The sequence below is a fragment of the Alteromonas sp. 4NH20-0104 genome (genome assembly GCF_057547795.1).
Genome location: NZ_BAAJLP010000039.1, coordinates 19,323 through 41,742, shown reverse-complemented (window position 1 = coordinate 41,742; position 22,420 = coordinate 19,323). Strand labels below are relative to the sequence as shown.

Genomic DNA, 22,420 nt, shown 5'->3' with positions numbered 1-22,420 from the left:
CTACTCTCACATGGGGGTGATGTAGGGTAGTGATAGTTTTTAAATTAATCTGAAACGAGAAAATTACCCTCTAGCCCTTTTTTAATAAGGGATTCGGCCAATTATTACCAGAAACCAGTTTTATAATAGGTTTTGAAATATTTTGGCACTCTTCGAGTTTTTACTAGTAAGAAAGTGGGGGGTTAGTGGTAAAAAAGTTATCGCAAATTACCACTAATTAGCACCGGCTAAAATTCCAAATAACAGTACATATGGCCCGTTGATAAGTTCGGTACCGGATGTCAGGAACGCAGACTCAACGTAATTCAGTTCGCCCTGCCCAGCTATAGTCACAGTAAATGCCAGGTACCCGTTTTCTCCTTGTTTAGCGTAAACTAGGCTTTGGGTTGATTGGTTGTATAGCACTGCATCTGGATTTCGCAGTATCGCTGGGATCCTGTTTATAGATGAAAGTGCGATGCTCTGGCCAGGTACACCATTTAGCATTTCGGCAATGCTTTGGTCACGAATAGCGATCGCCGCGTTCGTTGGGTACCTGAGTTCGTCGGCCAGTTCATTTATAACGATGTTATTAAAGTAACCTACCCCAATAGCGCCGCTATCTATATCTGTTTTACCTTTTACCACCTGGTACGCCACTTTGTTTGAAAATCGTTTAAAAGGGTTTTCAAAGTGGTTTAAATCAATGTTATTAAGTGCGGCTTGTCTTAAATCGGCTGGTACTTCCATCAGTTGCTGGCCAAACGCCTTTTCTGGCCCCAGCCATTCCATACCAACGTTATAATCCCAACCAAAGCCGATACCGTCATATTCTCGGGTTACTTCGCCTGTTTCAGGATCTAGCGTGTCGGCCTGGCGAGGCATTTCTACCGTGGATTCGGTTAAACCTTCTTCTTCCATATCATCCTGGGAAAGTGATCTAACGCCACAGCGGCATAGCCAGTCGTTTGGTGGATATATGAGCTTCCATATTGCGTGTGTTATCCGAAATATTTTTAGGTGCCATTTCATGTGCGAATCACGCACCTTTTCGTCACCAACTGTAAGGTACTGCAGATAAGGCCGATACTCGCGCATGCGCCATAGCTGTTCCCATTTACCTGCCATATAGGCAGTAATTTTGTTGGTTTGGAATATAACGCGGGTGCGCCAGCCCCGTTTACCGTTATATGACCAGCCGTGTTTATCGACTATGCGATCAAACTCTTTTCTGAAGTCGTTTAAGGTACCGCCAGATTCAATTACCTGGTTTACAGCATTATAGAAGTCGGTAGCGATGGCTAGTTTAGCCGCTCCGGCTACAGTAAAGGCTTTTGAATGAACCGGCCCTACCAAATCCCGCCATTGGCGGGATGGTATGACAAGTTTGTTCTGAAAGAACTTAATGGCTTCCGTGAATGGCAGGCCATCGACTTTTATATCAGCCATTTATAAATTCAACCTAGCGGTTTAGTTGTTGGCGGAGTTGGCTATCCAAATAATCTTCAAGTCCAGCAGAGTCAACAAAGTTAGAGTTGTCATCTGAAAACTTAATCGCATCTTCAACACCCTTAATCTGCTGCTCAATGGCGAATTTGTTTAAAGCTGTATGACAGGAGTCGGTACAAGCTTCAGCTAATTCTTTCCTCATTCCTGAGTCTGGCATAAACATTAATACAGCCCTGCCTGCGACTAATCTAAGTTTGGATAATTTTGCACTAACTGCATCCCGCTCATTTTGCGTAGCTTCCGCGAGTTCTTTCAGTTCATTAACGTGCTCGTGGAGCGTGCTAAAGCCGCCATGTTGAAAGTCAATGTTATTTCCAACGATTGCCCAGCATTCATCCATTATTTCGTTTGATTTCAGCGCGCCTTTCTCCAACTCAACAATGCGGCTTACGTCTGATAAGGAGCGAAACTCTTTAAATCCGTAAATGCAGAAAGAATCAAAATCACCTTCAACCCATGTTGAATCATCGTCGAGGTACCAAACCTTTACACATGAAGCAAAATCACCGTCTAAATAAAGCTCGGTGCCACTGGGGCCATCATCTATAACGCCGAAATACTTGGCTTTAATTGGCGCATTAGCTGCTATTTCAATGTTGTTCATTGGCTTATCCGAAACTGATATTAATGAAGGAAAATAGCCATAAAAGGATTTCTATGACTGCCCAACCAACAATCCCTGCAATAAACATCAGTGCAGTCATGGCTTTACCTAAGTCTGAATCAGAAAACATGTTCGCTCTCCTGGTTTAACTTTCACTTATCATACCGCGCCCAAAGTCACCTTCCAGCTCCTGGGTAACTACGTTACGCAGTGCTTCGGTATCGAGGTCGGCGTATGAATTAACGATATTGGCTAATACTTCTTCTAAGGTTTCGCCGCTATCGATAGCCTGTTTTACCTGGTCAATGATTTGCTCTATGGCAATATCCTGCTCTGTCCATTCGTCTTCGGCTTTTGAGAATTGGGACTGTTCACCAGGTGTATTTTCACGTTGTTGGTTGCCGGTAAATACAACATCTTCGCCATCGGTGGGTTCCGATAGTTCCAGGCGCTTATAGATATCTTCACGCCGAATAGGTACTAGTGTGCTGGCCTGTTTGAAAAAGTTAACATCGCTGGTATTCAGCTCTTTTTTGTCAACATACTTATATTTAGGGGCAGCAACGTTTGGTCCAAAATTCACTTCAGTGATCATCTTGAACAGTTCGTTGTAGGTATCAGCTACCAGGGCTCTATCGGACTTTAAGTTTTCAACTGTGCGCTGCGCGTGTGTTTCAGCTGCCGCACGGCTACCACCGTCGATAATTTCAGTACTTAGGCTCTGGCTGGTAAGCGCCTTACTCATTTCGCGGTTACACAAGTTAACCAGGCGTTCCTGTGGCAATTCGCCGCCCGCTTTGGTTTCCAGTAGTGCTAACTCCACGCCCTCAGGCACTGCGGCTACAGCGTCTTCTATCATGGTTTGCAGGCGTTCTACCAGCTCAGCAATGCCTTTGTCATCGGTGCCTTGAGGATATTTACCTATAGGCCATGGCACCCCGTATTTTTCGCAGAATTTAACGAAGAATTTCATGCCACCATTTTTAAACATCCATGGCCAGAAGCAGCTACTTAGAAGCGCAACACCGTAGGGGTTATCGCGATCTGGCATGTGGCGTGTTACCAGCCAGCGGTATGGCTCTGGCGGCTCACCCTCGGGTTTTTGAATGGTGCGTATCAGTAACTCACCTTCATAATTAAAGGCATACGAGCGGGTGCTAATATCAAATAACTTTTCTGGTACCAGTTTGCCATCCAGTACTTGCCACTTTATATGGTGTACGCGTCTGCCATGTAGCGTGGCTTTCCCTATTGACCATGTGATATCTGGCCAGCGCATTGCGCTGTTGGGTTGCCTGGTGAAAATACTTTCACATAACTCCCTGGCCTGATCGGCATGGGAGCTATCGTCACCTGATTTAATCTCGTACTTAAACCCTAATAAACCGGTACGCAGTGAGCGAACCTCGCCTATCACATGGGCGTCTGCCAGTATTTCGTTATAGACGGCGTAATCGATACCGGCCTTACGTAAAATAACGTCCGGGTCGGGTAGTTCGTGGAGTAAATCAATCAGATGCTGATCCAGCAGGTTATCAATTACTGTTGAATCAGCGAGTGCGTGCTTTTTATTAATGACTTTATCCGCCATGTCCGTACCCTCTCATATCTGTTGTACCTCGGCGCTTGGCTGTACTCACTTTAGGTAATCCGCCTGCGCCACTTACTGCCAGCATCCACAGCATTTGCAAACAGTCCGGGCCATCATCGTGATCGGCTTCTGGCCAGTGCCTTAGTTGGTCGTAAAGTACGGTTTGAGAGCTGTGCAGTAATATCTCGCCGTTAGTAACATACGGTTCCAGGCTTTCTATACGCAGGTCTTTGTCGGTGTTAGGCACAATGGCTCTGGTAGGTACCGCAATGCCTTTTTCTTTGCCTCGTTCTATTAGCCTGGTACGCATAAATTCCTGAAACTGCACCGCTTCAATACCCCACACCATGCAGTTGTATTCGCGGTGAAACTTAATAATGTCTTCAATGATGAGGTTAGGAATGCGCCGCTTAATACTGGCTTCAACTACGTGTAAATTGCCTTTTTGCCTGTCGTAACCGCCCACCAGTATCGCGCTGGGGTCACGCTTTTTGTTCTTTTTACCCAATGAAGGATCGCACGCGCCGTAATACAACCAGCGGTCGGCCATGTGTACCCAGAATTTAATACCAGTAAAAGTAGCCTCTTCTTCGTTGGTCGGATCGTTTTGAAACTCGCAATCAAAGGCGTGTTTATCGTCGGCACGTTCCATCATCAGGAACAACAATGGCCGCTTTTCGGGCCAACTCACTATTGCGCCTTCATCCATCGCCGCTTTGCGCTGCAGGTAGAATTGCTCTGCGGCGTCTTCGCCATCGTTGCGCAGGATTTCTTCCCATTCTTCCCACAAATCCATGTTGATTGGCCAGCGGATAATCGACTGGAATTTGGCGTATTTAAAGCTTGGCAGCTTTATTGTCCTGGCCAGCACGGAGTCGTAGTGCAGCATGGTGCCGATATACATGATCTTCAATGAGCCATCGGGCGGCCCTAACTTAAATACTGCTTTCTTAAGCCATTTGAATATCTTGTCGCGCTGTTCAGGGCTTTTTACGTTTTCATCGTTTTCGATGTCGTCGAGCTTTACCCGGTCAGGTCGGTAAGCACCATGGCGAATACCCCGTATTTTTTGCCCAGCACCAAAGGCAGTCACTTTTATATCGTTGCGAGTAACCATTACCCCTGAACGCCATACTGGCCCCTGTCCGGCAATGTCGGGATAGTCCTGGGCTAACCTGGGGTTTGTGTCTAATTCTGCCTTAATGGCTTCTAGCATGGGCGCAGCTTGCGTTTCAAACGCGTCCATGATGATCACCGTGTTATGGGTTTTCTCGGTGATAATTTCCCATATTGTATGCAGTTGAGTGGCTATGGTGGATTTTGCTTCACCACGGGGGGCTATAATGGCCTCACGTACACCTTTTTTAGTGGCTGATATTTCTGGCAGGCGTTTAAATAAGTGCTTGTGTAAAACCGATTCCGTGTCATCGATATAGTGCGGAAAATAGGTTTTACAGAAGAACTTAAACCCAGTAACCGGATCATGGGTTTTACGGTCGCGTTCGGCCCTGGCGTCCTCGTCTGCAGCGAAGCCTTCCACCTCGTTTTCTATCTGCAGGCGTAATTCGTCACCTAATTGTGTCAGTTCTTTTAAAAACTGATTTACGGTGGTCTTAGCCATAGGTTTTACTTACCTCACGGCCAAAGGGCTCCAGGATTTCTAAGAATACATGCGCATGCTGTGGGTAATCATTGCGAATAAAGGTGCTTAACAGCTGTAGCAGCTCCATAGCAAAACCGATTTTATCGAAGTTGTTGCTGGTTCCCAGAAACTTACTCACCTTACTCATTGAGTCGGCCCACTTAGACATTAAATCCACCATGTCCTGGGGCTTTAGCTGTTCGGTTTTCTCGATGGATTCAAAGATGCGTTCGCTTTGAATATAAAAGCGTTCCAGTACCTGGTTAAGCAGCTCCTTCTTACCGCCCTGGGAGAGCAAAAGTGCATTGCGCGCGGTATCCCAGTCATCACCTTCTTTTTTGGCGCGGGCTTTCCAGTTACGCGCGGTGCCGTAGCTCACACCATGCATCGACGCAGCAACCGTTAAATCCTGCTGCTCGTTCACATAGGTGCTGCGTACTGCTAACTGGGTTTTAGATGAATGCGCCATTAACCGCTAATGCCCTTTTTAATCGCATCAATACTTACTGCCACAAATGCAGCTACAGTTGCCGATATGCCCGCACTGTGGGTTTCCTGTTTACGCAAGCGGGTGTCTAACCCTCGTTGGTGCTCCCACTGGTTTTTATTGTCTTCTTTCAAGCCGTCCAGCTTGGCGTCGATTTCACCTAATTTGGTGAATAACGCTTGTTTAGTAACATCATCCATTAACGTTCCCTCTCACTGGCGTCCATTGAGCCGCCAAAATAAAAACCAGTTACTTCTTTTCTTTCGTCAAATAACGATTTAATTGCCATACCAAGAACATTACTAACAGCCGCAAGCAAAGCCGCATCGTTGCGAAAAAAGTGCAGCACCACGCAGTTGATAATGACCAGGCCAACAATAAATGGCAGGTTATAGCGCATAACGCGCTCGGCAATTTTGTCGGCTTGCTGGGGGTGAATACGGTAGGTTTGCCGGGCATCTTTGCGGTCTTCATATGCCGCCATTTTCAATGCGTGTTCATTCTCCAAAACTAAATTTCGGAAATTGTGAGTATGGCCTGGGCTACTATTCACAGCTTCAAGTGCTTCTTCTGGGGTCTTTCTCCCGGTTACTTGTTTAGCCAGGTCGATTACCTTGCTAGCAACCTTGCCGGTTACCGTGCCGCTGATTTTCTCTTTTAGCCAGTCATCAACGCCCGCCGCTTTGGCGAGAGCTAACGCAATGGTTACAGGTTCCATACGTTTTCCTCGGTGAGTTCAAAGTGGGGGTAGTCTCTGAATTTATGGTCAAGTGTGCGGCCATCGCTATCCCAATCGCCGCCCCAAATAACCTGGTGTGTGATATCGCCAGCTATATAAAGTCGCTTAGCCGTTACTAGTACCGCGCCTGCAAAGGCAGCAAACGCTGATAAGTCGTTCCAGTCGGTGTTTTTAAGCTCTGAAAAATACGGCCCCATATCAATGGCCATACTGGGGTACTGGTTATGTTTAGAAAGTGGCCAGCGTAGCTCTGATTTGCCTTCATCTACCGCTTTATTCTGCGCATATTCGCCCCGGTGTCCTTCAAAAATACTGAAGTCGATAAAGTTAATTAGCTCCAGGCAAATCACCATCCAGTCTCGATGGCAGGTCATTAGCTCCTCATAGGAATTACTACCAAAGCTATACATTAGAGCCTCCCAGCGCGTTTTTTAAATCCTGGCAATGCTGAAGGGCCACAGAGGGTAAAACCGTTTTAGGCTTGGTTTTAAGGCTTTCTGGAAGCGGGGCAAATTTATAAGTATGGCGGTAGTCAGCCGGTCGCTTTTTGTTGCGGTTCATAGCCTCTTTACGTTGCTGGCTGGCTCGAACCATAGATACAGTGCTGCGCAACAAATTACGCAAATGGTGAGGGCATGTGTTGGCCAGCTCGTTCCTGCGTGCTTTGTCTTTGGCGCGGCATATTTTCACCGCTAACGAAATAAGATCTGTGGCTTTCATAACCACAGCATGCAGCATCTATTTAGGGGCTATATCCCGAAGCTTTTTCCGTGGATATAAATGTGGGGAGGCGTTGATATCGTGGGCTAAAAACCAGCGAATTTCAACTGTTGATTTTCGGTGTTATCGCGCTCGATTGGATCGCCGCTGTTGATGATTTTTTGAATTTGATAGCGGGTTAGCTGGTATTTTTGGATCAGCTCGCGCATGGTCATGCTTCTAGAGTCTTCGCGTATTTCCTCGTTACGCAGGCGCTTTTCAACATAGTTAATTACCGGTAACTCAAACTCCTGGTTAGGCCACAACTGAGACAGCGCGCGGTGTACCTCAATGCCTAACTTTTTACTGGCAGCATGGGCTGCTGTAGGGCTTTCGCTAATATAAAAACTCTGACCACCATACTGCTGTAACAATTTGTACGCGGCTTCTGGGCCAATAGCGCGTGCAATGACTTTGCCTGAGTTACTAAAGTGATCGAGAGTTAATTTCATTTGATTCGCCCTGTGCTGATGTTTTCCCGCGCGCACCACTGCTTGAGGGCTTCTACGATGTTTTGTAGTTGGCCTCTTTGTGCGCGGTAAAACGGTTTGCCATGAGTAAAGCGCTTGCAGAATGTTTCCATTGCTGCCTTGCCTGGTGTTTTTAGGCAGTCTTCTTCCCCTAACCGCATCCATAAAAACTGAATGGTACGGATCAGCTTTGCGTTTTGGTTATTGGGCTCCCAGCCAAGCCGTTTAAACTCGTTTAAAACCGCCTTAATCTCGGTTTTAGAAAGTTCGGTACTACTGGTTTTACCGGTAATGCGATGCAGCAAGCCCTGGTAAGTTTCCTGGTCCATATTCAGCTTCACCTGGGCAGCTTTTATCTGGCGGCGTAGTGGTTCAGTCATAGTGCTTCCATTTGTCATGAACAACCTCGGCGTTATCAATGCATGGGTTATTCTTTTCCATGCTGTTATAGCCACATAATTCAACGTGTATCCAATCGGTAATATCCTTATCAGAAGCATGATCGGGAACTTCGATATACAGAGTTACTTCTATTTCCTTTGCCATTACACTGTCTCCAGTTGTTCTGCGCGGTCTTTTACAAATCGATACACATCACCCAATTCATAGATATCCTGGTTACTGAATCCAGCCATCTGCAGCTCCTGGAAGTTCAGTGTGTCGAGTAAGCGAAAAAGCAAAGCGGTGCCTTTGTCGGTCAGCCCAGTAGCGACAGACAAGCCTGGTTGCACGTTTGCAGTTTTTTTTGGTTTTACAAGTGCTTCTGGCTGTTTGGGAGCTGCTTTTACGTTATCGACTTGGCGGGAGGGCTTCTTGGGTTCAGATGGTTGCTTAGCAGTGGCCACCGGTGGAGCCATCACATTACCTGCGCCACGCTTATAACGTTCAGCTCTTGTTTTTGCCGTTGGATGGATCTGCATTTTTTCGGCCCGGGCTTTTTCGATACCGGCTTCAGTCAGGGTGTAAACCCCGTTCTCCAATAACAACACTAAGCCTTCAGTGCGTAGCTCTCGCAACAGATTGCCAAGTTCGTACTTTTCAATACCCGTGGCCTCGTGCAGTTGCTTAGGAAAAATCAGCTTTTTGGCGCTGGCCAGTGCCGCCAGTATCTGATCTTTTTTACTGATTGATGATGTAGGTGCATCGTTAAACATGGTGTGCCTCGCAAATTTAGTTAATGTCGGAATAACTTAAGCCAAGCTCCCTGGCTAATTGCACGTCTTCCCATTTACGGCGTTTCTCACACTGCTTTTTTTGTTCCTCGGTCACTCTGGTGCTGGGTACCGTAGTGTTTTCGCTGTAGCGGTCTTTTGCGCTTTTAATGACAAAGTGCCCTGGTTTCATGTTGCACCTCCTCTGGTTATTGCACCCCGCCAATACTGGCCGGGATGGTTTCTTTTGTTTCCAGGCGATCGGCGGTATCTCTGAGAGCTGCGATACCGCTTTCACGATGAATGTTGCTGATATAGTCAGATACAGGGTCATTCTGTTTAAACGGCGTTACCACTAAGAAGAACCCCATATCTTCGCCATAGATACGGCGCAGCTTTTTGGTTAAAAGCTTTGCCACACCCCGCAGTTCACGCTCTTGCTGCAGCGTTGCCATTCAGCGCCTCCACTACTTCATTGCGGTGCGTTTCAACTGCTTCAGCCACATCAACGGCTGAATTACCAACCAACACAGTCATACCGTTATCCATGACGATTTCAGTACCAACAAAATGTGAATCCCGACCTTCGCCTTGTACGCCCTTCCAGCACGACACTTTTGAAAGGTCAACGCCTACTGATTTATCTAAGTGGCGGCCATAGCCACGGAATAATTTGGTTTTCATGCTGCTGCTCCCGTTTGTTTGTTGCCATGTTTGGCAATAATGTGTTCAACCTGATTTGGCATGTCGCCCACCAACAACTCTGAGCCATCATCCATGTGTATTAGCGTGCCAACATTGCCCAGGCTCGAAACAAACTCCCAGGACACAATGCGCTCTAATACAACGCCGGTTTTTAAGTGGGCTTTTTTGCCCCAGCCAGTAAATTGATGCGGTGTCATAACGTGCTCCTTGTGGGGGGCGCAAAGCGCCCCGGTTGGGTTAAGCGTTAACGCTGTCTTTTAAGGTTTTACCCGCTTTAAAAGCAGCTGATTTAGAGGCGGCAATGGTGATTGCCTCGCCCGTTTTTGGATTACGGCCCTGGCGTTCGCCGCGTTCTCTCACCTCAAAGTTACCGAAGCCAGGCAGGCTCACTTTGCTACCCGCTGCCAGGCTTTCGGTTACCGTGTCGGTAAAAGCATCCAGGGCACGGCCAGCGGCTGCTTTAGAAATGTCAGCTTTACCTGCGATAGCGTCGATTAATTGTGTTTTGTTCATAGTTACTCTCTTTTGTTTTAATGGGCCTGGTGCCCGGTTTAACGGCGCTGTTGCCAGCGCCAGTGGTGGCGACGAAAACGAATTGCTTTATTCTTCGTCATCGTCGGGATCTTCAATTTTTAGCGGAAACTCACCGATTTGATTTTTGGCCAGCATCAGGCCAAGTCGCATGCCGGTTATAATGTCCGGGTTATCAATCTCGGTATCGTTAAGGTGCACTACGTCAGCTTTTTTTGTGTACTCAATCAGCTGGTCGATGCTGGTTAATTTACTTTCGTAGTGAGCCTCAACACGCAGGATTAGGTTGTACTGCTCCTGGTTTACAGAAACCTTTTCACCGTTGGAAAAATCGAGATTAAGCGGCATCGGATTGCTCCTCTTTGGCTTCACCCTGGGGAGCAGTTGCAGCGATGCTGCTAAACTGCAGTGGCATGGCTGTCCAGGAGTCATCCCTTGGATTGCGAATGTAAAAACGCAGGTAGGCTTTGCTACCGCTAATAAACAGGCTCTGCATGAGTGCAGACTTGGCACCCACGTATAACGGGTGGTCAATGTCTTTGTTCAGTAGATCGATTAAGCGGGAGGTAGAGTACTTACCGTTCTTCGCAGTGGTGGCGATATCGATAAACTTAACGGCATCCGGCCCGGCCTGTTCTTTGAGTACTTCTGAATACATCGCAAACTTTTGCATAGCTACTTCAATGCTGCTGTCGTGTTCGATGCGATCGTCGACGGCGCGCTGAATTTTGTAGTTACCGTTCACACTTACAAACTGCACGTTGCCTTTAATTTTGGTGAACTTTTTAATGCCATGTTCTTTCACGCAGCGCTTTATGGTTTCTTCAATCATGTTCATTGCGACATACTTAAACTCTGCCATGGCATCGTGCAGGGCTTTGGCTCTGGGAAATATGGCGTTTACCAGGGCGTCTTCCTCGCGCTCAAGGTCGGTTAGGTTTTCCAGTTTCACCAGGTCGCCATTGGCGCGCATGGCATAGCCTGGTGGGATCTGAATTTCATCAGTCATAGGTTGTTCCTGTTTAGTTGGTTTATTGGTCTGTGACATGTGCCCCCCTTATATGGCTGATGCCTTGCGTGGTATTGCTGGAGGGTGTGCAATACCCATATAGGATTTGGCGATTTTGGCCATCAGTTCGCGGCTAATACCGCCATAGCTTTGGCTGTTTTCGCGGGAATGTTTATCGAGCATCAGCACCTGCTTAATCAAACTCTTAATAAGCTTTCTGGCGCTGCCGCCTACCAGGTCAAAGGCGTACCGGGCTACCTCGTCGAAGGTTTCGTATTTTGTGATCATGTCTTCGGTGATGTAGGGCTGCATCAGTAGTTTTACGTCTTCTGGCGATATCTTGTTGATGATCTCCGGCCAAAACACTACGCGGCTTTCAATCAGGTCGTAGCGGTTATCACCCATGGCCACCATGTTGCGCAGATTAACGTTACCGGCCAGTACTACACCGCAGCCAGTGGCATCGGATATGGTGCGTAATGGATCGGGCGTGTCTTTTTGGCATTTGTCGGTTTCGTCCAGAATGATTAAGCGGCCCGTGTCTTTAAGCTGATCCACAATGGCGGCAACTTTGGCGCTTTTACGGTACTGTCGGCCGGTTTTAATGCTCAAAGCATCCAGCAACATATCGATAACCGCTGTGCTGTTAATTACCTCGCTACCGCACAGGTAAATGGTGTTGGGGTGCAGCTCGGCGTAGTGGCGTAGGCTGGCAGATTTACCCACACCAGGCGATCCGGCAACTACTGAAAAGCCGCCCTCTGCTCTGGCCATCCGGCAGGCATGCTGCACAATCATCCAGATGCTGGTTTCTATAAAGTCTCCAGGGCGGTGTTCGCGCTCGGTGTCTTCAACAATGGGCAGTATTTTGGCAATCAGGCCATCCGCCTTTACTGCATGACGTCCGGCCAGCAGCGTTGAAATGTACGCATCACTAACACCGGCGCAGCGTGACAGCCAACGGTTGGTGCGCGATGGGCTGGCATTCATCCAGTCGATAATGTTGTTAACGTGGGTGATATCCTGCTCTGAATAGTTCTCGTTAAAGCTGGCAGGTTTATCAATGGTTTTAGCGGCCATGTGTAGTTTCTCCTGGGTGAATGGATAAAGGGTCGAAGTCGTCGTCTTCCTCGGGCTCTGGGTCCGGTGCGTGGATAACGTTTTGCATCAGGCTGTCAAAATTCAGTTCATCGTTTTTTGGGGCTTGCGCGGCCACCAGGTTGGCAAAGCTTTCTTCCAGTTGGTCGATATCGCTGGCTTGTTCAACATGCAGCGGAATATCGCGCCCGGCTTCCATACGCTTTTCGTGGATCTTGTTGTTAAGGCGTTTGGTTTGCTCCAGCAGGCGTTTGCGCTGCGCGTCTTCAATACGGCTGGTAGAGATATAATCCTTTTTGGTTTTAAGCGTGGCAGTGGTAAGCCAACGGCCGTCCATATCGAATAACCGTATAGTGCTGTCGTCGTGCAGGTCGTACTCTGCAACGAGCTTTTGCCCTTCGTACTGGTAAAGGTATTCACTGATGTATTTACGCTTGTGCAGCGTTACCAGGGAGCGAGAAACGGATACTTCTTCGCGAGGTTTAACCAGTAAGTTGTGATCAACCACCGGCACTCGCTCTAACTGCGACCATAACTCAGCCGGGGTGGTACCAGGTTCTTCCGGGTGTGGCCGGTTGTGATAGCGGTTTAGCCAATCGGTGAACGCTTCGCACCATTCATCAACAGTGGGAATGTGGATCTTACCTTCCGCTGCGGCTTTCTCGGCTTTTACCGAGCTGCTGAACAGTCGGCTGGCGTCTGGGCTCATGTCGTAGCCGCAGTACGTATCAAAATCTTTGCCAAAGTCGTCTTCCATGGTGCGGAAGAAACGCTCTACGTTTTTGGCTTTGGCGTTGCCGGGTAATGCCCAGATAGGCTCGATACCGAATGATGTGTAAAAGCCCGATGTTTCGCTGTTCATCAGCTTAGACTTAAAGCCACTGCCGTTATCGATATGGATTAGCGCCGGTACGTGGTTGTGGGTACCCATGGCATGGCTGAGTGCAGCCATGGTGCTAATACTGGATTCAGCCACGCTCAGGTACCAGCCCACAATGTAACGGCTGCGCACGTCCATAAACACGGTTAATTCAGCACGCCAAAGCTTACCAGTACGCGGGTGGCGCAGGTATACGTCGATAGTGTGTCCATCACCCTGGAACAACACACCTACGGGTAAATTTTCGGTTGTCCGGGCGATATGCTCTCGCAGTGCATCGTTATATTGTTTGCGGCCCATGCGCCAGGGCGAGCGTTCCTGCAGGTCGGCCGGTAACGTGCTAAAGAAGTAGCGCACATTATGCTCTTTGGCGCTTCTGAAACCGTATTTTTCGCGTAGGTCTCGGGCAACCTTACGAATGCTGGGCTTTTGTGGTTTGTGGTACAACTCCAGGGCTCTGGCTTCCCAGCCGTAGTCATTGCGGGAGGTGCCAGAATGTTTGGGGAGTAAACCGTTTTTACCTGTATCGTCGAACGCTTTACACCATAGGCGAATGGTGGCGGGTTTTGGGTTGCTTAAGGCGACATATGCCTTTGCCAAAGTTTCGTCGGCATTGTTGTGTTCACACTGTTGTATAACGTGAGCCAACGCCGCCTGCATTGTCATGGTGGTAGCCGCTTTTTGAACAGCAGTGACTACATGCATGCGTTTGTTGGCAATAGACCGGGCTTTTTCAGTAGCGCGTGTCCACGGATCACAATCGTGGATAACCTGCTCTATAATTTGGTTAAATTGGTGAACAGCAGGATGCATTACTTACGCCCCCGCTTTTTACGTGGTTTAGTGGCATCCTCGTGCAGCAAAATAATGGTTTGGCGTTTGTTTTCGGCCTCTTCCCATTCTGCTTCGCTGTAGGTGGGTAACTCCGCATCAACGCCGGTCAGGTCGTCCCCAAAGTGTGCTTCCAGGCGGTTAATGGCTAAACCAATTTGTTTGTATGGAGCTGCTATAAAGTGATACAGCGCCTGTGCGGCCATTTTTGCTTGCACGTAATCCAGGTTAGGGGCGATTAAACGTTCTACCAGGTTCACCGCTGTTAAGCCGTGCTCATGGATTTGCTGGCTAACTGAGGGCGCTTCCTGGCGGATCATGGCAACCAGTGGCAATAGCCCATAAATCTTTTCGGGTGCCTTGGCTATTTTTTCGCGATTCATTTCGTTAATGGCATCGGCATGCTGGACTTGCAGTTCTTCCAGCTGTTTCTTTAAATTGGCATTCTGGGCTTCAAGTTTGCTTTCGCTTTCAAAGTCCAGGTTCATTTGTTTTACCGCTGTTTTAAGAGCGCGCACGGGCATTTTGCTTAGTTCCTGCAGTTCTTCTGGCTGCAGTGATTTGATCTTTTCTTCCGGGAGTCGGGTCAGTTCGGTTAGTTGGCTAAAGCTGAATGATTCAAGTGTTACTGATTCGCTACTTTCCAAATCCGCAGACGTCTGCGGTTTTGAGTTTTCTGCATCGTTTAAAATGGCAGACGTCTGCCGATTTAAAGCTGGGCAATTTAAAATTAGTTCGGCTACTGCTATTCGATTCTGAGCATTACGCTCTGGGATACCTCTACGTTTTAGTTCAGAGTTAAACTCACCATGCGGCAACTGTTCTTTTAGTGCTTTATACGCCAGGCCAGCTTTAACGTGGTACAGGCAGGCATATACCTCGCTGTTTTCAACTATCGCCCATAGCTCGTTTTGCTCGGCTGGCAGGGTAAACTCTTCTTCGCCCAGCTTTGTAATTAGCTGGTTCATAATGGTGTTAACCGGTGCTGCAGGCTTAGTCATTTAACGCCCCCATAAAGCTTGATACACCCCAACCTAAAACCTGGTTAAACTCAGCTACTGGCATGTTGTGCATGAGTATCTCCAGGTCATCCAGCCGATGGTCGCTAACGCTAAATTGCGGCGTATCGCAGAGCATTAATACGCGGTACAAACTTACGTGGTCCCAACCGCCACCACATAAAAAACTCAGTTTGCTGGCTCCGGTGAGTTCCTCTCTCAGACTAATAAATCGATTGTTCATTACCACACACTCGTGTTTGAATCTCTTGCCCATCAAATTACTCAGAGTCTGATTGCTAAGTATTTTGTTACCCAGCAACACACGGCTACAAACTTTACGAGCTGTATTTAACTGAGGGTCCTTTAACGGTGTGGCCGGGTGAGCGCAAAAATGCTTTATATCGGCACTAAACACCTTGTTTGCGGGTATCTTGTCGAGCTGTTGTAAATCCATGCTATTTCCCTCTTATCATCATTTGCTGAAGCGCTCGCTCTATGTCTCTGGATTCCTTCTGGCGCATTTTGTTGCTCACATCCAGTTCGGCTTTTTGGCGTAGCAGGTCGGCGCGCATATCAGCCGGTTTAAAGCCCAGGGGGTTAAGCATTGCGGTCATGGGTTCAATAGACTGAAGTGCCCAGCAAATGGCTGGCATTACCCAGGCAGGTACACAGTTGTCCTGGCTTGGTGATAGCCACTTGTTTAATTGGATCTTTGTTACTTTTTGGCCGGTATCACGCAGGCATAAGTTAATGCGATCTAAAAAGCGGTCTCGGCCCAGTCCGCTGTTGCGCTCGCATTGCTTAATGATTTGAATAACGTCCAGTTCTAAATCCAAGCTAGGAGCGTTTTCGGTGTTGAGTAAGTCCAGATCGAGCTGGTCTAATAAATCGCGCTGAGACATGTGTTAAACCTCCACCGGCTTACCGGTAAAAATTTGGAATGGTTTTACCAGTGACGCGGGTAGCGGACTCACCTAGCATTAATGTTGTTTTTGAATCTGCGGAGAGAACTTGTGTACCATGCTTTGGATAAGCGCGTTGAGCGACCACTAGTAAGTAGCGTTTTAACGCGGCAAGACATTGAGCAACTGCAGACTGAAGTGCGCTCGGTTGGGGTGCGTACACTTCTTTTGCGATTGCCACCTTTACCTGCAGTGGAATGGTGCTTATCGGTGTGCCCAGGTACTCATGACACACTGCGTACAATGCCCAATCGGCGTCATTTAGTGTGGCTGGGTCTTGTGCTTGTTGCACTGCGCGCAGAACGCTTACGGGCACAACAAGGGATTGCTGTTTCAAGAAATATAGAACATCTGGCCGCTGAGCAGCTTGCAAACCTATGTCGGTGGGTACGGGAGTCAAAATGAGAGAGCGAATTGAGATCATCCTGGTTCCCCTTATGCGCTTAGCAACTGAGCAAGTTCTTGCTTTTTTTGCTCACGTAACTGGGATTTGGATTGGTGGTAAGGCTTTACATCGTGAAATACATCGAGGAGATCTTTATCGATGGCTTTGCATACCGCTTCGGCGATTTCACGAGAATAGGAGGTTTTGTTGATGACCTGGCCAACAGCAGAGACGCTTTTGCCCAAAATTTCGGCCAGCATTTTGTTTGAGTAACCACGGGCTTTTAATTCCGCTTTAATTTCTTTCGGGGTCATAGTATGTTTACCTTACGTGTAGCGCTTTCAGCGAACCTTGCCGGGATATCTGAAAGCGTTTTGTTAATGTTGATGTTTATCATAGGTTCTAAATGTGGAACCTGTCAATACTTTAGGTTTTAAAAATTGAACCTTTTAAAGGCTGAAAGAGAGCGTTTGGGGCTAAAACAGAGTCAAGTGTTTGAACATATTGGAGTTTCTAAAGGAACTTTTATTAGGTGGGAGCAAGATGCTCCTATACCTTCAGACAAGTTGGCTGGGTTAGCTAGTTTAGGTTTTGATATTAATTATGTGGTTACTGGTATTAGAACGGTAAACACTAAACGAGTAGCTGAAATCGTAGAGCTTATTGAATCACTATTAGTCGAGCATGGCAGGCATGTTAGCCCCAAAGGCAAAGCCCGTATCATTGCCGGGCTATTGGAATTAGAACAAGAATCACAGCAAGAGGTGAAGGCGTCTAACGTTCTGCCTTTTGTTACAGCAGCAGGTTTTTAATATGTAACTTTCACGTAGTCTGGAGTGAATTATGGATGATTTTGAAAGTAAGGTTACGCAACTCTTTAAAGAGAGCTTTTCGGAAAGTGAGGGAAGCTCTTCTGTCCCTCAAAACGTAACCACATCAGGTACAGGTAACATTGTGTCTATTGGTACTAACCATATCAATGTGACAAACCAGGAAGTAATCGTAAAACCCAATGTAATGCCTGGTAGCCATCACATCACAAGTGATCAGCAATACATCATCCGCCTGTTAGTCGATGACGTGGTTACAGCCGAAAAAGCATCTAAAAAGAACCCCAGAAACCATGCTGCGGTTTGGACGGCCCTAAAGCGAAAGTTTAAATTCTCCTCATACAAATTCATAGAGCGGGAAAAGTTTCCAGAAGTAGAAAGCTACTTACGCCAGACGATCGGAAGGCTTAAACGTGCCAAATCAGCTCGCGGCTTTTCATCATGGCGTAAGAGCCGCTACAGTTTCATCTATACTCGATTAAGAAAATTAGATCGGGTTGATGACAAAGACTGGTACCTGGAATTTAGTTTTGGTTGCAGTTCGTTAACTGAATTAACCGATGACCAACTTCAACAAACTTATGATTGGGTGGCTTCGCTCAAATAATTTTTAACAAGGATGTTAGCAATGAAAATAATACTACTTTCCCCACTTTTTTTGTTCTTATCTGGCTGCTTAGACCCAGGGAATACGAAGTACATTGATAACCAGGTTTTAGCTATCTCCAGTCGTCTAAGTGAGTTGGAAAATCGAGTAATAGTTAATGAACAACAATTGGGGGAGTACCGTTATATAGCAGTTGACCCCCAACTTAGCTTTACTGTCGAAAATGTAAAGTTTGTTGAGCCAAAGAGTGAGTACGGGAGTTACTATATTAAAGCAGCTATTGATGTCACTCAGCATAATTTTTCTTTTGTCCCTTCAGAATACGGTATAAATGTTCAGTTAGAAATTTTTGATAAAGAGGGGTTCTCCATATACACCACTGGAGCATCCGGGAAAATGAAAAATGGGATTGATGCAATAGCTCTTGATAATAGCTTATATGGAGTCAATAAAGATGATTTTACGGGACATACTCTAAAGGTAACTGCTTACTCTTGGTACCCGATTGACAAGTTTGAACCTTTTCTCTTGGAAAATAATAGCGAGAGTATGTGACATGGATACTGATGACCAAAATAGTATTTTAGAGCAAATAGTTTATTCAACTTACGCAGTTCTCCAGGACAAAGGGCTTCACCTGAATCAAATCCGGGATGAAGTGATCGAAAAGGTTACGGAGAATGCCCCTCACACATTTATTTCCAGCAATTTAAAAACACAATTAATAGCGACATTAACAGAGATTGTTGCTCAAATCGAAAAGGACTAATCATGCTTGTTAGGTTTGTAGGTTTCTCGATAGAGGTGCCTGATTCACTGCCCTTATCTGAACTAATGGCATCTATGGCCGCTGATGACGCCAACTTCGAGAGTGCTGACGATGTTGGCAGATTTATGTTTATCGACGATACTTCCAACGACGATTATTACCTAGGCTTAGTTGTCACCGTTAAAAATCAGCGTACATTTTGCGAGTTAAAGGAAAAATCCGGAGCATTTAAAATTCAAGTTAATAGCTTAGAAGATGATTCCAGAATTATGGATTTTAATTTTTTTGTGATCAATAAAGCTTCGGGAATAGGTTTATATCAACACTACCATCAATCCTGTAGTATCGGACAGGCTATGAGAGGCATGAAGAAGAAATTTTTACGCCTAAAAGATACTAGGAAAGAGGCTAAAAAAGCTGAAGTACTCGAAAGTGGTAAAAGCGAAGGCGCAGCAAAGAAAGCTGCTGGTAAACAATATAAGGGTACCTTTAAGTGGCAGGTACTTATTAGTAGAGAAAGCCTACCGAGCTTGCTAGCCGAAATGGATAAAATTAAATCATTGGAGTTTGATTTTGCATATTTGGAACCTGAAGCACGATATTTTAGTCAACTTTCTGGATATGTTCGCAAGCAACGAAAAAAGTTTAGTTTTTCAACGAGTGCACCATTTTCAGGGGTGCTAGACGCAGTTGTGAGTTCAGTTGAACAGGCAATAGGCCAGGATGAAGCTGAGCAAGGAAAAGTCTTTGCATCGGATAGCGAAGGTTTTGATCGAATCATTCGAATTCAGAATCAACCAGATAATTTTGGTGAATATGACTACGATGAATTGGCTTCGCATATAAGTGATCTAGAAGTTAGCGACTTCGCTAGTAGCTGGGTTACAGCAAAGTTAATTGAAATTTGTATTGAACATGATGAAGTATTTGAGGCTCCAATAAGATGAGAATACGGTTTCTTTTATGTGCATTGATAGCGACTATTATTATAGGCGCTGTGGATTGTTACGTAACAGATATACCGAAGTTTGTTAAATTCTACGAAGAAAACCTGCGCGGAAACTTATTTGCCGGTTTTTTAACGGTTGGTGGATTTCTGCTTTCGTTAAAAACATTCATCCTGATAAAACTGAAAGAAAACGTGTACGATCGTCCCCAGTATAAAAAGCGGTTTGAGAAGCTGCGAAAACTTGATACTTCACTACAAATTTATGCCCCATTGAGAAATTTGAGCGATTTTTTATTTTGGTCGGTGCTCGCTACCATCTGCGCAGCCATTGCCCAGCTATCGATCGGCCTTATTGGTATTCAGTGGTTTGTTTATGCTGCTATCTGGATTTCGGTATTTGCGCTTTGCATATTGATCGCTTCATTACTGCTGATAAAAACAAGCCTGAATGACTGGTTTGATTTCATTAACGAAGATATTGGCCCATCTTAAAGACCTTTACGGTCTTTCTACGCCTAGTGATAACGTAGAAAGCTTGTTTTGGAGGAAAGCGCCTAAAATCATTCAGAAGTCATTATCTGAAAATATTTGAACGCTGGTTTGCGTCTTTGATTTGATGCGTTTTTAGAGTGCTTTTAAAACGGTTTTCAACAACTTTTTGGTTTAAAAGCCTGTTTTGCTAAACCCCGTTTTTAGAACCTTGTAAAAAACTGTTCCGGCTCAGGAAATCCAAACTGCATTAATGCTATCGATGGGCGAATTAGATCGTAAGGGGCAATATCCCCTTTGGTAAGTTTGGTAAACGTTGTAGATGATACTTTTAATATCTCTTCCCAGTCTTTAGGGCGGTCGCTTATTTCCATCATAAAATCATAATCAAGACGGGATTGCTCCATTGGCGCTTCGACTCGGTTTTTGTTTTTTGGATACCAGGTGGTTTCGTTTATCCATAGCTGCTCTTGCCGCCGCATTGGAATATTCATAACAATGCAAAAAATGCCTTCCGCAAATACCTTTTGTTCTTGAGTGAAGTTATCCCTTCCGAGTAAGAAGGCAAATGGGCTGGTTAAATCCAGTCCGAGCTCAACAATATAATTTGAACGTTTGCCACTGGTTGCACCAATGGCTTCTTTCATTATCTGGATAAATGATCTTAATTGTTGATGGGTCATAGTTGAAGAATCGATGCATTGCGTGGTCATTTTTTAACTCAAAGCTATTTTAAAGCTTAAATAAAGCATTAAATAAAACTTTTTGCAAAAACTAATTGCGGTTGACGAATTTTGAATACTCCCCCTGAAACAACAAGTGAGCGGTCCCTGTGGGGCCGTTTCGCTGTTTGCCAATTATTATTTCCGCTTCGCCCGGATGTTCTGTTTCCGGGTTGTATACTTCATCCCGATAAATAAACAGGATCACGTCTGCATCCTGTTCTAACGAACCCGACTCCCGAAGGTCAGAGTTAATAGGGCGTTTATCCTGGCGGTTCTCCAGGCTGCGGTTAAGTTGAGAAAGTGCCACCACCGGTATGCCGAAGTCTTTGGCCATTTCTTTTAGACTGTTTGAGATCTCAGCTATTTCATCTGCGCGGTTTTTCCTGGTCTCGCTTACTCGCATCAGCTGCACGTAATCCACCATTAGCATACTGGGCTTGCCGTGTTTACGTATTAGGTTACGGGTACGGGTACGAATGTCTGACGGGGTTAGCGAAGCGGCATCATCAATAAACAGGTTGCCCCGTTCTTTAAGGGTAGTCATTACGTTTGCTACCCGACACCATTCTTCGTCGTCCATTTTACCGTTACGTATCTTGGTTAGGTTCACCCGGGCCAGTGACGCCCAGAGCCGCATCATAATTTGCTCTGAAGGCATTTCCAGGCTGTATACCACCACAGGTGCCGTGCTTTGCATCATGGCGTTTTCTACCAGGTTCATAGCGAAGGTGGTTTTGCCTTGTGAGGGCCGGGCCGCAACCAGTACCAAATCACCCGGGGCCAGTTCGTATATCAGTTCGTCCAGTTCGTTAAAGCCGGTGGTTAGCCCTTTAGCTGGGCCGCGTCCTTCTGCAATGGCCTGCAGCTTGTCGGCAATACTGAGCGTCATTTGCCCTATGCTTTGCATCTTTGTGGCTTCGTGCTGGGCATGGCGCAGGTTAAATAGGGCGGTTTCGGCGCGTTCCAGTATCGATACTGCAGTAGCGCCCTGGCTGTCGTAGCAGGCGTCTTTAATTTTGTTGCTGGCCAGTATTACCTGGCGTTGTGTGGTGAGTGTGGCAATGCGTGTTTTAGCCTGCATTGCCTGGGCTTCATTGATATGGTTGCGCACCAGCTGCTGCAGGTAAGCTAAATCCCCGGCTTTTTCGAGCAGATTACGCTGGGCCAGGTAGTCGGCAACGGTGAGCGTATCAATGGGGCTGCTGTTTTGATGCAGGTATCGGATGGTGGTAAATATGTATCGGTGGGCAGAAAAATAGAAAAACTCAGGCTCTATGCCTTCCAGCAGGTCGTCGTGCTCGTTTGTTACCAGCAGCTCTCCTAATAGCATCTGCTCCGCTGCCATGTCCTGAGGCAGCGTATTAGCAGGCAGCATGTTAGTGCATCTTACTGTTAGGGATGGTTACCTGGCGTGCAGCCCAGCCTTCGTGTTTTAAGTCGAAGGTTAGCTGTGCATTGGCTTTTGCTTCGCTTTCAAATACCAGTGCGGTGGTTAGGTCGGTGGTAAAAATGGGGCGTAAACGTTGAGTGATTTTAGCCAGGTAATGCGGCTGAGTAATATCAAAATAGCGGGATGTAAATTGCTGCAGTACCCAAACTGTTTGCATAATGATTCTCCGGCTGGGTAGTAAAAAGAGCCCCTGGCAGACCAGGGGCAAGAGGTTACACATGTCCAAAGGAGCTGATTAAAAAACTCGTTGAATTTCTTAGTCAGCGCA

General features: G+C 46.5%; 37 protein-coding genes. 6 read left to right on the top strand and 31 right to left on the bottom strand.

Annotated elements, in window-relative coordinates; genetic code table 11:
* Positions 1-213: 213 nt before the first annotated feature.
* The 28 genes from AC27IB_RS21315 to AC27IB_RS21180 form a co-directional block, all read right to left on the bottom strand.
* On the bottom strand, positions 214-1,428 hold the full coding sequence (locus AC27IB_RS21315; RefSeq protein ID WP_487123516.1) for a phage minor head protein: 1,215 nt from the start codon (positions 1,426-1,428) through the stop codon (positions 214-216).
* Between the two features lie 13 nt (positions 1,429-1,441).
* Positions 1,442-2,092 carry a hypothetical protein gene (locus AC27IB_RS21310; RefSeq protein ID WP_487123514.1) on the bottom strand — a complete coding sequence of 217 codons (651 nt, stop codon included), beginning with the start codon at positions 2,090-2,092 and terminating at the stop codon, positions 1,442-1,444.
* Between the two features lie 4 nt (positions 2,093-2,096).
* On the bottom strand, positions 2,097-2,222 hold the full coding sequence (locus AC27IB_RS21305) for a hypothetical protein (protein ID WP_487123512.1): 126 nt from the start codon (positions 2,220-2,222) through the stop codon (positions 2,097-2,099).
* Between the two features lie 15 nt (positions 2,223-2,237).
* A complete protein-coding gene (locus AC27IB_RS21300; protein WP_487123510.1) occupies positions 2,238-3,683 on the bottom strand; it encodes a phage portal protein family protein in 1,446 nt (481 codons plus the stop codon).
* Entirely contained in the window at positions 3,673-5,304 is a 1,632-nt protein-coding gene (terL, locus tag AC27IB_RS21295) for a phage terminase large subunit (protein ID WP_487123508.1), read from the bottom strand. The genes AC27IB_RS21300 and terL overlap by 11 nt, the downstream gene beginning before the upstream one ends.
* Entirely contained in the window at positions 5,297-5,794 is a 498-nt protein-coding gene (locus tag AC27IB_RS21290; protein WP_487123506.1) for a DUF1804 family protein, read from the bottom strand. Before AC27IB_RS21290 ends, terL begins: the two co-directional genes overlap by 8 nt.
* Positions 5,794-6,012: a hypothetical protein gene (locus AC27IB_RS21285; protein WP_487123504.1), complete on the bottom strand. Its 219-nt coding sequence runs from the start codon at positions 6,010-6,012 to the stop codon at positions 5,794-5,796. The genes AC27IB_RS21290 and AC27IB_RS21285 overlap by 1 nt, the downstream gene beginning before the upstream one ends.
* Positions 6,012-6,530, bottom strand: a complete 519-nt coding sequence (locus AC27IB_RS21280; protein ID WP_487123503.1) for a hypothetical protein — start codon at positions 6,528-6,530, stop codon at positions 6,012-6,014. Before AC27IB_RS21280 ends, AC27IB_RS21285 begins: the two co-directional genes overlap by 1 nt.
* Positions 6,518-6,961, bottom strand: coding sequence for a M15 family metallopeptidase domain-containing protein (locus AC27IB_RS21275; RefSeq protein WP_487123501.1), 444 nt, complete (start codon positions 6,959-6,961; stop codon positions 6,518-6,520). The genes AC27IB_RS21280 and AC27IB_RS21275 overlap by 13 nt, the downstream gene beginning before the upstream one ends.
* Entirely contained in the window at positions 6,954-7,271 is a 318-nt protein-coding gene (locus tag AC27IB_RS21270; RefSeq protein WP_487123499.1) for a hypothetical protein, read from the bottom strand. Before AC27IB_RS21270 ends, AC27IB_RS21275 begins: the two co-directional genes overlap by 8 nt.
* 86 nt (positions 7,272-7,357) lie before the next feature.
* Entirely contained in the window at positions 7,358-7,762 is a 405-nt protein-coding gene (locus AC27IB_RS21265) for a Mor transcription activator family protein (RefSeq protein WP_487123497.1), read from the bottom strand.
* Positions 7,759-8,160, bottom strand: a complete 402-nt coding sequence (locus AC27IB_RS21260) for a regulatory protein GemA (protein ID WP_487123495.1) — start codon at positions 8,158-8,160, stop codon at positions 7,759-7,761. The genes AC27IB_RS21265 and AC27IB_RS21260 overlap by 4 nt, the downstream gene beginning before the upstream one ends.
* Entirely contained in the window at positions 8,153-8,326 is a 174-nt protein-coding gene (locus AC27IB_RS21255; protein ID WP_487123493.1) for a hypothetical protein, read from the bottom strand. The genes AC27IB_RS21260 and AC27IB_RS21255 overlap by 8 nt, the downstream gene beginning before the upstream one ends.
* Positions 8,326-8,934 (bottom strand): hypothetical protein, encoded by a 609-nt coding sequence (locus AC27IB_RS21250; RefSeq protein ID WP_487123491.1) that lies wholly within the window; start codon positions 8,932-8,934, stop codon positions 8,326-8,328. Before AC27IB_RS21250 ends, AC27IB_RS21255 begins: the two co-directional genes overlap by 1 nt.
* Before the next feature lie 16 nt (positions 8,935-8,950).
* The gene (locus AC27IB_RS21245; RefSeq protein WP_487123489.1) at positions 8,951-9,124 is read right to left on the bottom strand and encodes a hypothetical protein; all 174 of its coding nucleotides are present in this window, start codon (positions 9,122-9,124) and stop codon (positions 8,951-8,953) included.
* Between the two features lie 16 nt (positions 9,125-9,140).
* A complete protein-coding gene (locus AC27IB_RS21240) occupies positions 9,141-9,386 on the bottom strand; it encodes a hypothetical protein (RefSeq protein WP_487123487.1) in 246 nt (81 codons plus the stop codon).
* Positions 9,361-9,615: a hypothetical protein gene (locus AC27IB_RS21235; RefSeq protein ID WP_487123485.1), complete on the bottom strand. Its 255-nt coding sequence runs from the start codon at positions 9,613-9,615 to the stop codon at positions 9,361-9,363. Before AC27IB_RS21235 ends, AC27IB_RS21240 begins: the two co-directional genes overlap by 26 nt.
* Entirely contained in the window at positions 9,612-9,833 is a 222-nt protein-coding gene (locus AC27IB_RS21230) for a hypothetical protein (RefSeq protein ID WP_487123483.1), read from the bottom strand. Before AC27IB_RS21230 ends, AC27IB_RS21235 begins: the two co-directional genes overlap by 4 nt.
* A 40-nt stretch (positions 9,834-9,873) precedes the next feature.
* The gene (locus tag AC27IB_RS21225) at positions 9,874-10,149 is read right to left on the bottom strand and encodes an HU family DNA-binding protein (protein ID WP_487123481.1); all 276 of its coding nucleotides are present in this window, start codon (positions 10,147-10,149) and stop codon (positions 9,874-9,876) included.
* Positions 10,150-10,236: 87 nt separating this feature from the next.
* Positions 10,237-10,515 carry a hypothetical protein gene (locus AC27IB_RS21220; protein WP_487123479.1) on the bottom strand — a complete coding sequence of 93 codons (279 nt, stop codon included), beginning with the start codon at positions 10,513-10,515 and terminating at the stop codon, positions 10,237-10,239.
* Positions 10,505-11,215 carry a DUF3164 family protein gene (locus tag AC27IB_RS21215; protein WP_487123477.1) on the bottom strand — a complete coding sequence of 237 codons (711 nt, stop codon included), beginning with the start codon at positions 11,213-11,215 and terminating at the stop codon, positions 10,505-10,507. The genes AC27IB_RS21220 and AC27IB_RS21215 overlap by 11 nt, the downstream gene beginning before the upstream one ends.
* Before the next feature lie 9 nt (positions 11,216-11,224).
* Positions 11,225-12,256 (bottom strand): AAA family ATPase, encoded by a 1,032-nt coding sequence (locus tag AC27IB_RS21210; protein WP_487123475.1) that lies wholly within the window; start codon positions 12,254-12,256, stop codon positions 11,225-11,227.
* Positions 12,246-13,967 carry a transposase gene (locus AC27IB_RS21205; RefSeq protein ID WP_487123473.1) on the bottom strand — a complete coding sequence of 574 codons (1,722 nt, stop codon included), beginning with the start codon at positions 13,965-13,967 and terminating at the stop codon, positions 12,246-12,248. Before AC27IB_RS21205 ends, AC27IB_RS21210 begins: the two co-directional genes overlap by 11 nt.
* On the bottom strand, positions 13,967-14,986 hold the full coding sequence (locus AC27IB_RS21200; protein WP_487123471.1) for a hypothetical protein: 1,020 nt from the start codon (positions 14,984-14,986) through the stop codon (positions 13,967-13,969). The genes AC27IB_RS21205 and AC27IB_RS21200 overlap by 1 nt, the downstream gene beginning before the upstream one ends.
* Positions 14,979-15,440, bottom strand: coding sequence for a hypothetical protein (locus AC27IB_RS21195; RefSeq protein ID WP_487123469.1), 462 nt, complete (start codon positions 15,438-15,440; stop codon positions 14,979-14,981). Before AC27IB_RS21195 ends, AC27IB_RS21200 begins: the two co-directional genes overlap by 8 nt.
* A gap of 1 nt (position 15,441) precedes the next feature.
* Positions 15,442-15,888: a hypothetical protein gene (locus tag AC27IB_RS21190; protein WP_487123467.1), complete on the bottom strand. Its 447-nt coding sequence runs from the start codon at positions 15,886-15,888 to the stop codon at positions 15,442-15,444.
* Positions 15,889-15,907: 19 nt separating this feature from the next.
* Positions 15,908-16,372, bottom strand: coding sequence for a hypothetical protein (locus tag AC27IB_RS21185; RefSeq protein ID WP_487123465.1), 465 nt, complete (start codon positions 16,370-16,372; stop codon positions 15,908-15,910).
* An 11-nt stretch (positions 16,373-16,383) separates the two neighbouring features.
* Positions 16,384-16,647, bottom strand: coding sequence for a helix-turn-helix domain-containing protein (locus AC27IB_RS21180; protein ID WP_487123463.1), 264 nt, complete (start codon positions 16,645-16,647; stop codon positions 16,384-16,386).
* A gap of 126 nt (positions 16,648-16,773) precedes the next feature.
* Between AC27IB_RS21180 and AC27IB_RS21175 the strand changes: the two genes are divergently transcribed.
* The 6 genes from AC27IB_RS21175 (at position 16,774) to AC27IB_RS21150 (ending at position 19,980) form a co-directional block, all read left to right on the top strand.
* Positions 16,774-17,145 carry a helix-turn-helix domain-containing protein gene (locus tag AC27IB_RS21175; protein WP_487123461.1) on the top strand — a complete coding sequence of 124 codons (372 nt, stop codon included), beginning with the start codon at positions 16,774-16,776 and terminating at the stop codon, positions 17,143-17,145.
* A gap of 31 nt (positions 17,146-17,176) precedes the next feature.
* The gene (locus AC27IB_RS21170; protein WP_487123459.1) at positions 17,177-17,770 is read left to right on the top strand and encodes a hypothetical protein; all 594 of its coding nucleotides are present in this window, start codon (positions 17,177-17,179) and stop codon (positions 17,768-17,770) included.
* A gap of 21 nt (positions 17,771-17,791) precedes the next feature.
* Positions 17,792-18,325, top strand: a complete 534-nt coding sequence (locus tag AC27IB_RS21165) for a hypothetical protein (RefSeq protein ID WP_487123457.1) — start codon at positions 17,792-17,794, stop codon at positions 18,323-18,325.
* Position 18,326: 1 nt separating this feature from the next.
* Positions 18,327-18,539 (top strand): hypothetical protein, encoded by a 213-nt coding sequence (locus tag AC27IB_RS21160; RefSeq protein WP_487123455.1) that lies wholly within the window; start codon positions 18,327-18,329, stop codon positions 18,537-18,539.
* 2 nt (positions 18,540-18,541) lie between these two features.
* Entirely contained in the window at positions 18,542-19,486 is a 945-nt protein-coding gene (locus AC27IB_RS21155) for a hypothetical protein (protein ID WP_487123453.1), read from the top strand.
* 281 nt (positions 19,487-19,767) lie between these two features.
* Positions 19,768-19,980, top strand: a complete 213-nt coding sequence (locus AC27IB_RS21150) for a hypothetical protein (RefSeq protein WP_487123451.1) — start codon at positions 19,768-19,770, stop codon at positions 19,978-19,980.
* A gap of 200 nt (positions 19,981-20,180) precedes the next feature.
* On the opposite strand, the gene AC27IB_RS21145 is transcribed toward AC27IB_RS21150, so the two are convergent.
* The 3 genes from AC27IB_RS21145 to AC27IB_RS21135 all read right to left on the bottom strand — a co-directional run bounded on the left by AC27IB_RS21145 (position 20,181) and on the right by AC27IB_RS21135 (position 22,309).
* Positions 20,181-20,660 carry a hypothetical protein gene (locus AC27IB_RS21145; RefSeq protein ID WP_487123449.1) on the bottom strand — a complete coding sequence of 160 codons (480 nt, stop codon included), beginning with the start codon at positions 20,658-20,660 and terminating at the stop codon, positions 20,181-20,183.
* 91 nt (positions 20,661-20,751) lie between these two features.
* Positions 20,752-22,077, bottom strand: a complete 1,326-nt coding sequence (gene dnaB / locus AC27IB_RS21140) for a replicative DNA helicase (protein ID WP_487123447.1) — start codon at positions 22,075-22,077, stop codon at positions 20,752-20,754.
* 1 nt (position 22,078) lies between these two features.
* Positions 22,079-22,309, bottom strand: a complete 231-nt coding sequence (locus AC27IB_RS21135; RefSeq protein WP_487123445.1) for a hypothetical protein — start codon at positions 22,307-22,309, stop codon at positions 22,079-22,081.
* Between the last annotated feature and the right edge of the window lie 111 nt (positions 22,310-22,420).

Coding starts and splice junctions, on each gene's coding strand:
- AC27IB_RS21315 (WP_487123516.1), bottom strand. CDS start 1,428: ATGGCTGATATAAAAGTCGATGGCCTGCCATTCACGGAAGCCATTAAG.
- AC27IB_RS21310 (WP_487123514.1), bottom strand. CDS start 2,092: ATGAACAACATTGAAATAGCAGCTAATGCGCCAATTAAAGCCAAGTAT.
- AC27IB_RS21305 (WP_487123512.1), bottom strand. CDS start 2,222: ATGTTTTCTGATTCAGACTTAGGTAAAGCCATGACTGCACTGATGTTT.
- AC27IB_RS21300 (WP_487123510.1), bottom strand. CDS start 3,683: ATGGCGGATAAAGTCATTAATAAAAAGCACGCACTCGCTGATTCAACA.
- terL (WP_487123508.1), bottom strand. CDS start 5,304: ATGGCTAAGACCACCGTAAATCAGTTTTTAAAAGAACTGACACAATTA.
- AC27IB_RS21290 (WP_487123506.1), bottom strand. CDS start 5,794: ATGGCGCATTCATCTAAAACCCAGTTAGCAGTACGCAGCACCTATGTG.
- AC27IB_RS21285 (WP_487123504.1), bottom strand. CDS start 6,012: ATGGATGATGTTACTAAACAAGCGTTATTCACCAAATTAGGTGAAATC.
- AC27IB_RS21280 (WP_487123503.1), bottom strand. CDS start 6,530: ATGGAACCTGTAACCATTGCGTTAGCTCTCGCCAAAGCGGCGGGCGTT.
- AC27IB_RS21275 (WP_487123501.1), bottom strand. CDS start 6,961: ATGTATAGCTTTGGTAGTAATTCCTATGAGGAGCTAATGACCTGCCAT.
- AC27IB_RS21270 (WP_487123499.1), bottom strand. CDS start 7,271: ATGAAAGCCACAGATCTTATTTCGTTAGCGGTGAAAATATGCCGCGCC.
- AC27IB_RS21265 (WP_487123497.1), bottom strand. CDS start 7,762: ATGAAATTAACTCTCGATCACTTTAGTAACTCAGGCAAAGTCATTGCA.
- AC27IB_RS21260 (WP_487123495.1), bottom strand. CDS start 8,160: ATGACTGAACCACTACGCCGCCAGATAAAAGCTGCCCAGGTGAAGCTG.
- AC27IB_RS21255 (WP_487123493.1), bottom strand. CDS start 8,326: ATGGCAAAGGAAATAGAAGTAACTCTGTATATCGAAGTTCCCGATCAT.
- AC27IB_RS21250 (WP_487123491.1), bottom strand. CDS start 8,934: ATGTTTAACGATGCACCTACATCATCAATCAGTAAAAAAGATCAGATA.
- AC27IB_RS21245 (WP_487123489.1), bottom strand. CDS start 9,124: ATGAAACCAGGGCACTTTGTCATTAAAAGCGCAAAAGACCGCTACAGC.
- AC27IB_RS21240 (WP_487123487.1), bottom strand. CDS start 9,386: ATGGCAACGCTGCAGCAAGAGCGTGAACTGCGGGGTGTGGCAAAGCTT.
- AC27IB_RS21235 (WP_487123485.1), bottom strand. CDS start 9,615: ATGAAAACCAAATTATTCCGTGGCTATGGCCGCCACTTAGATAAATCA.
- AC27IB_RS21230 (WP_487123483.1), bottom strand. CDS start 9,833: ATGACACCGCATCAATTTACTGGCTGGGGCAAAAAAGCCCACTTAAAA.
- AC27IB_RS21225 (WP_487123481.1), bottom strand. CDS start 10,149: ATGAACAAAACACAATTAATCGACGCTATCGCAGGTAAAGCTGACATT.
- AC27IB_RS21220 (WP_487123479.1), bottom strand. CDS start 10,515: ATGCCGCTTAATCTCGATTTTTCCAACGGTGAAAAGGTTTCTGTAAAC.
- AC27IB_RS21215 (WP_487123477.1), bottom strand. CDS start 11,215: ATGTCACAGACCAATAAACCAACTAAACAGGAACAACCTATGACTGAT.
- AC27IB_RS21210 (WP_487123475.1), bottom strand. CDS start 12,256: ATGGCCGCTAAAACCATTGATAAACCTGCCAGCTTTAACGAGAACTAT.
- AC27IB_RS21205 (WP_487123473.1), bottom strand. CDS start 13,967: ATGCATCCTGCTGTTCACCAATTTAACCAAATTATAGAGCAGGTTATC.
- AC27IB_RS21200 (WP_487123471.1), bottom strand. CDS start 14,986: ATGACTAAGCCTGCAGCACCGGTTAACACCATTATGAACCAGCTAATT.
- AC27IB_RS21195 (WP_487123469.1), bottom strand. CDS start 15,440: ATGGATTTACAACAGCTCGACAAGATACCCGCAAACAAGGTGTTTAGT.
- AC27IB_RS21190 (WP_487123467.1), bottom strand. CDS start 15,888: ATGTCTCAGCGCGATTTATTAGACCAGCTCGATCTGGACTTACTCAAC.
- AC27IB_RS21185 (WP_487123465.1), bottom strand. CDS start 16,372: ATGATCTCAATTCGCTCTCTCATTTTGACTCCCGTACCCACCGACATA.
- AC27IB_RS21180 (WP_487123463.1), bottom strand. CDS start 16,647: ATGACCCCGAAAGAAATTAAAGCGGAATTAAAAGCCCGTGGTTACTCA.
- AC27IB_RS21170 (WP_487123459.1), top strand. CDS start 17,177: ATGGATGATTTTGAAAGTAAGGTTACGCAACTCTTTAAAGAGAGCTTT.
- AC27IB_RS21165 (WP_487123457.1), top strand. CDS start 17,792: ATGAAAATAATACTACTTTCCCCACTTTTTTTGTTCTTATCTGGCTGC.
- AC27IB_RS21160 (WP_487123455.1), top strand. CDS start 18,327: ATGGATACTGATGACCAAAATAGTATTTTAGAGCAAATAGTTTATTCA.
- AC27IB_RS21155 (WP_487123453.1), top strand. CDS start 18,542: ATGCTTGTTAGGTTTGTAGGTTTCTCGATAGAGGTGCCTGATTCACTG.
- AC27IB_RS21145 (WP_487123449.1), bottom strand. CDS start 20,660: ATGACCCATCAACAATTAAGATCATTTATCCAGATAATGAAAGAAGCC.
- dnaB (WP_487123447.1), bottom strand. CDS start 22,077: ATGCTGCCTGCTAATACGCTGCCTCAGGACATGGCAGCGGAGCAGATG.
- AC27IB_RS21135 (WP_487123445.1), bottom strand. CDS start 22,309: ATGCAAACAGTTTGGGTACTGCAGCAATTTACATCCCGCTATTTTGAT.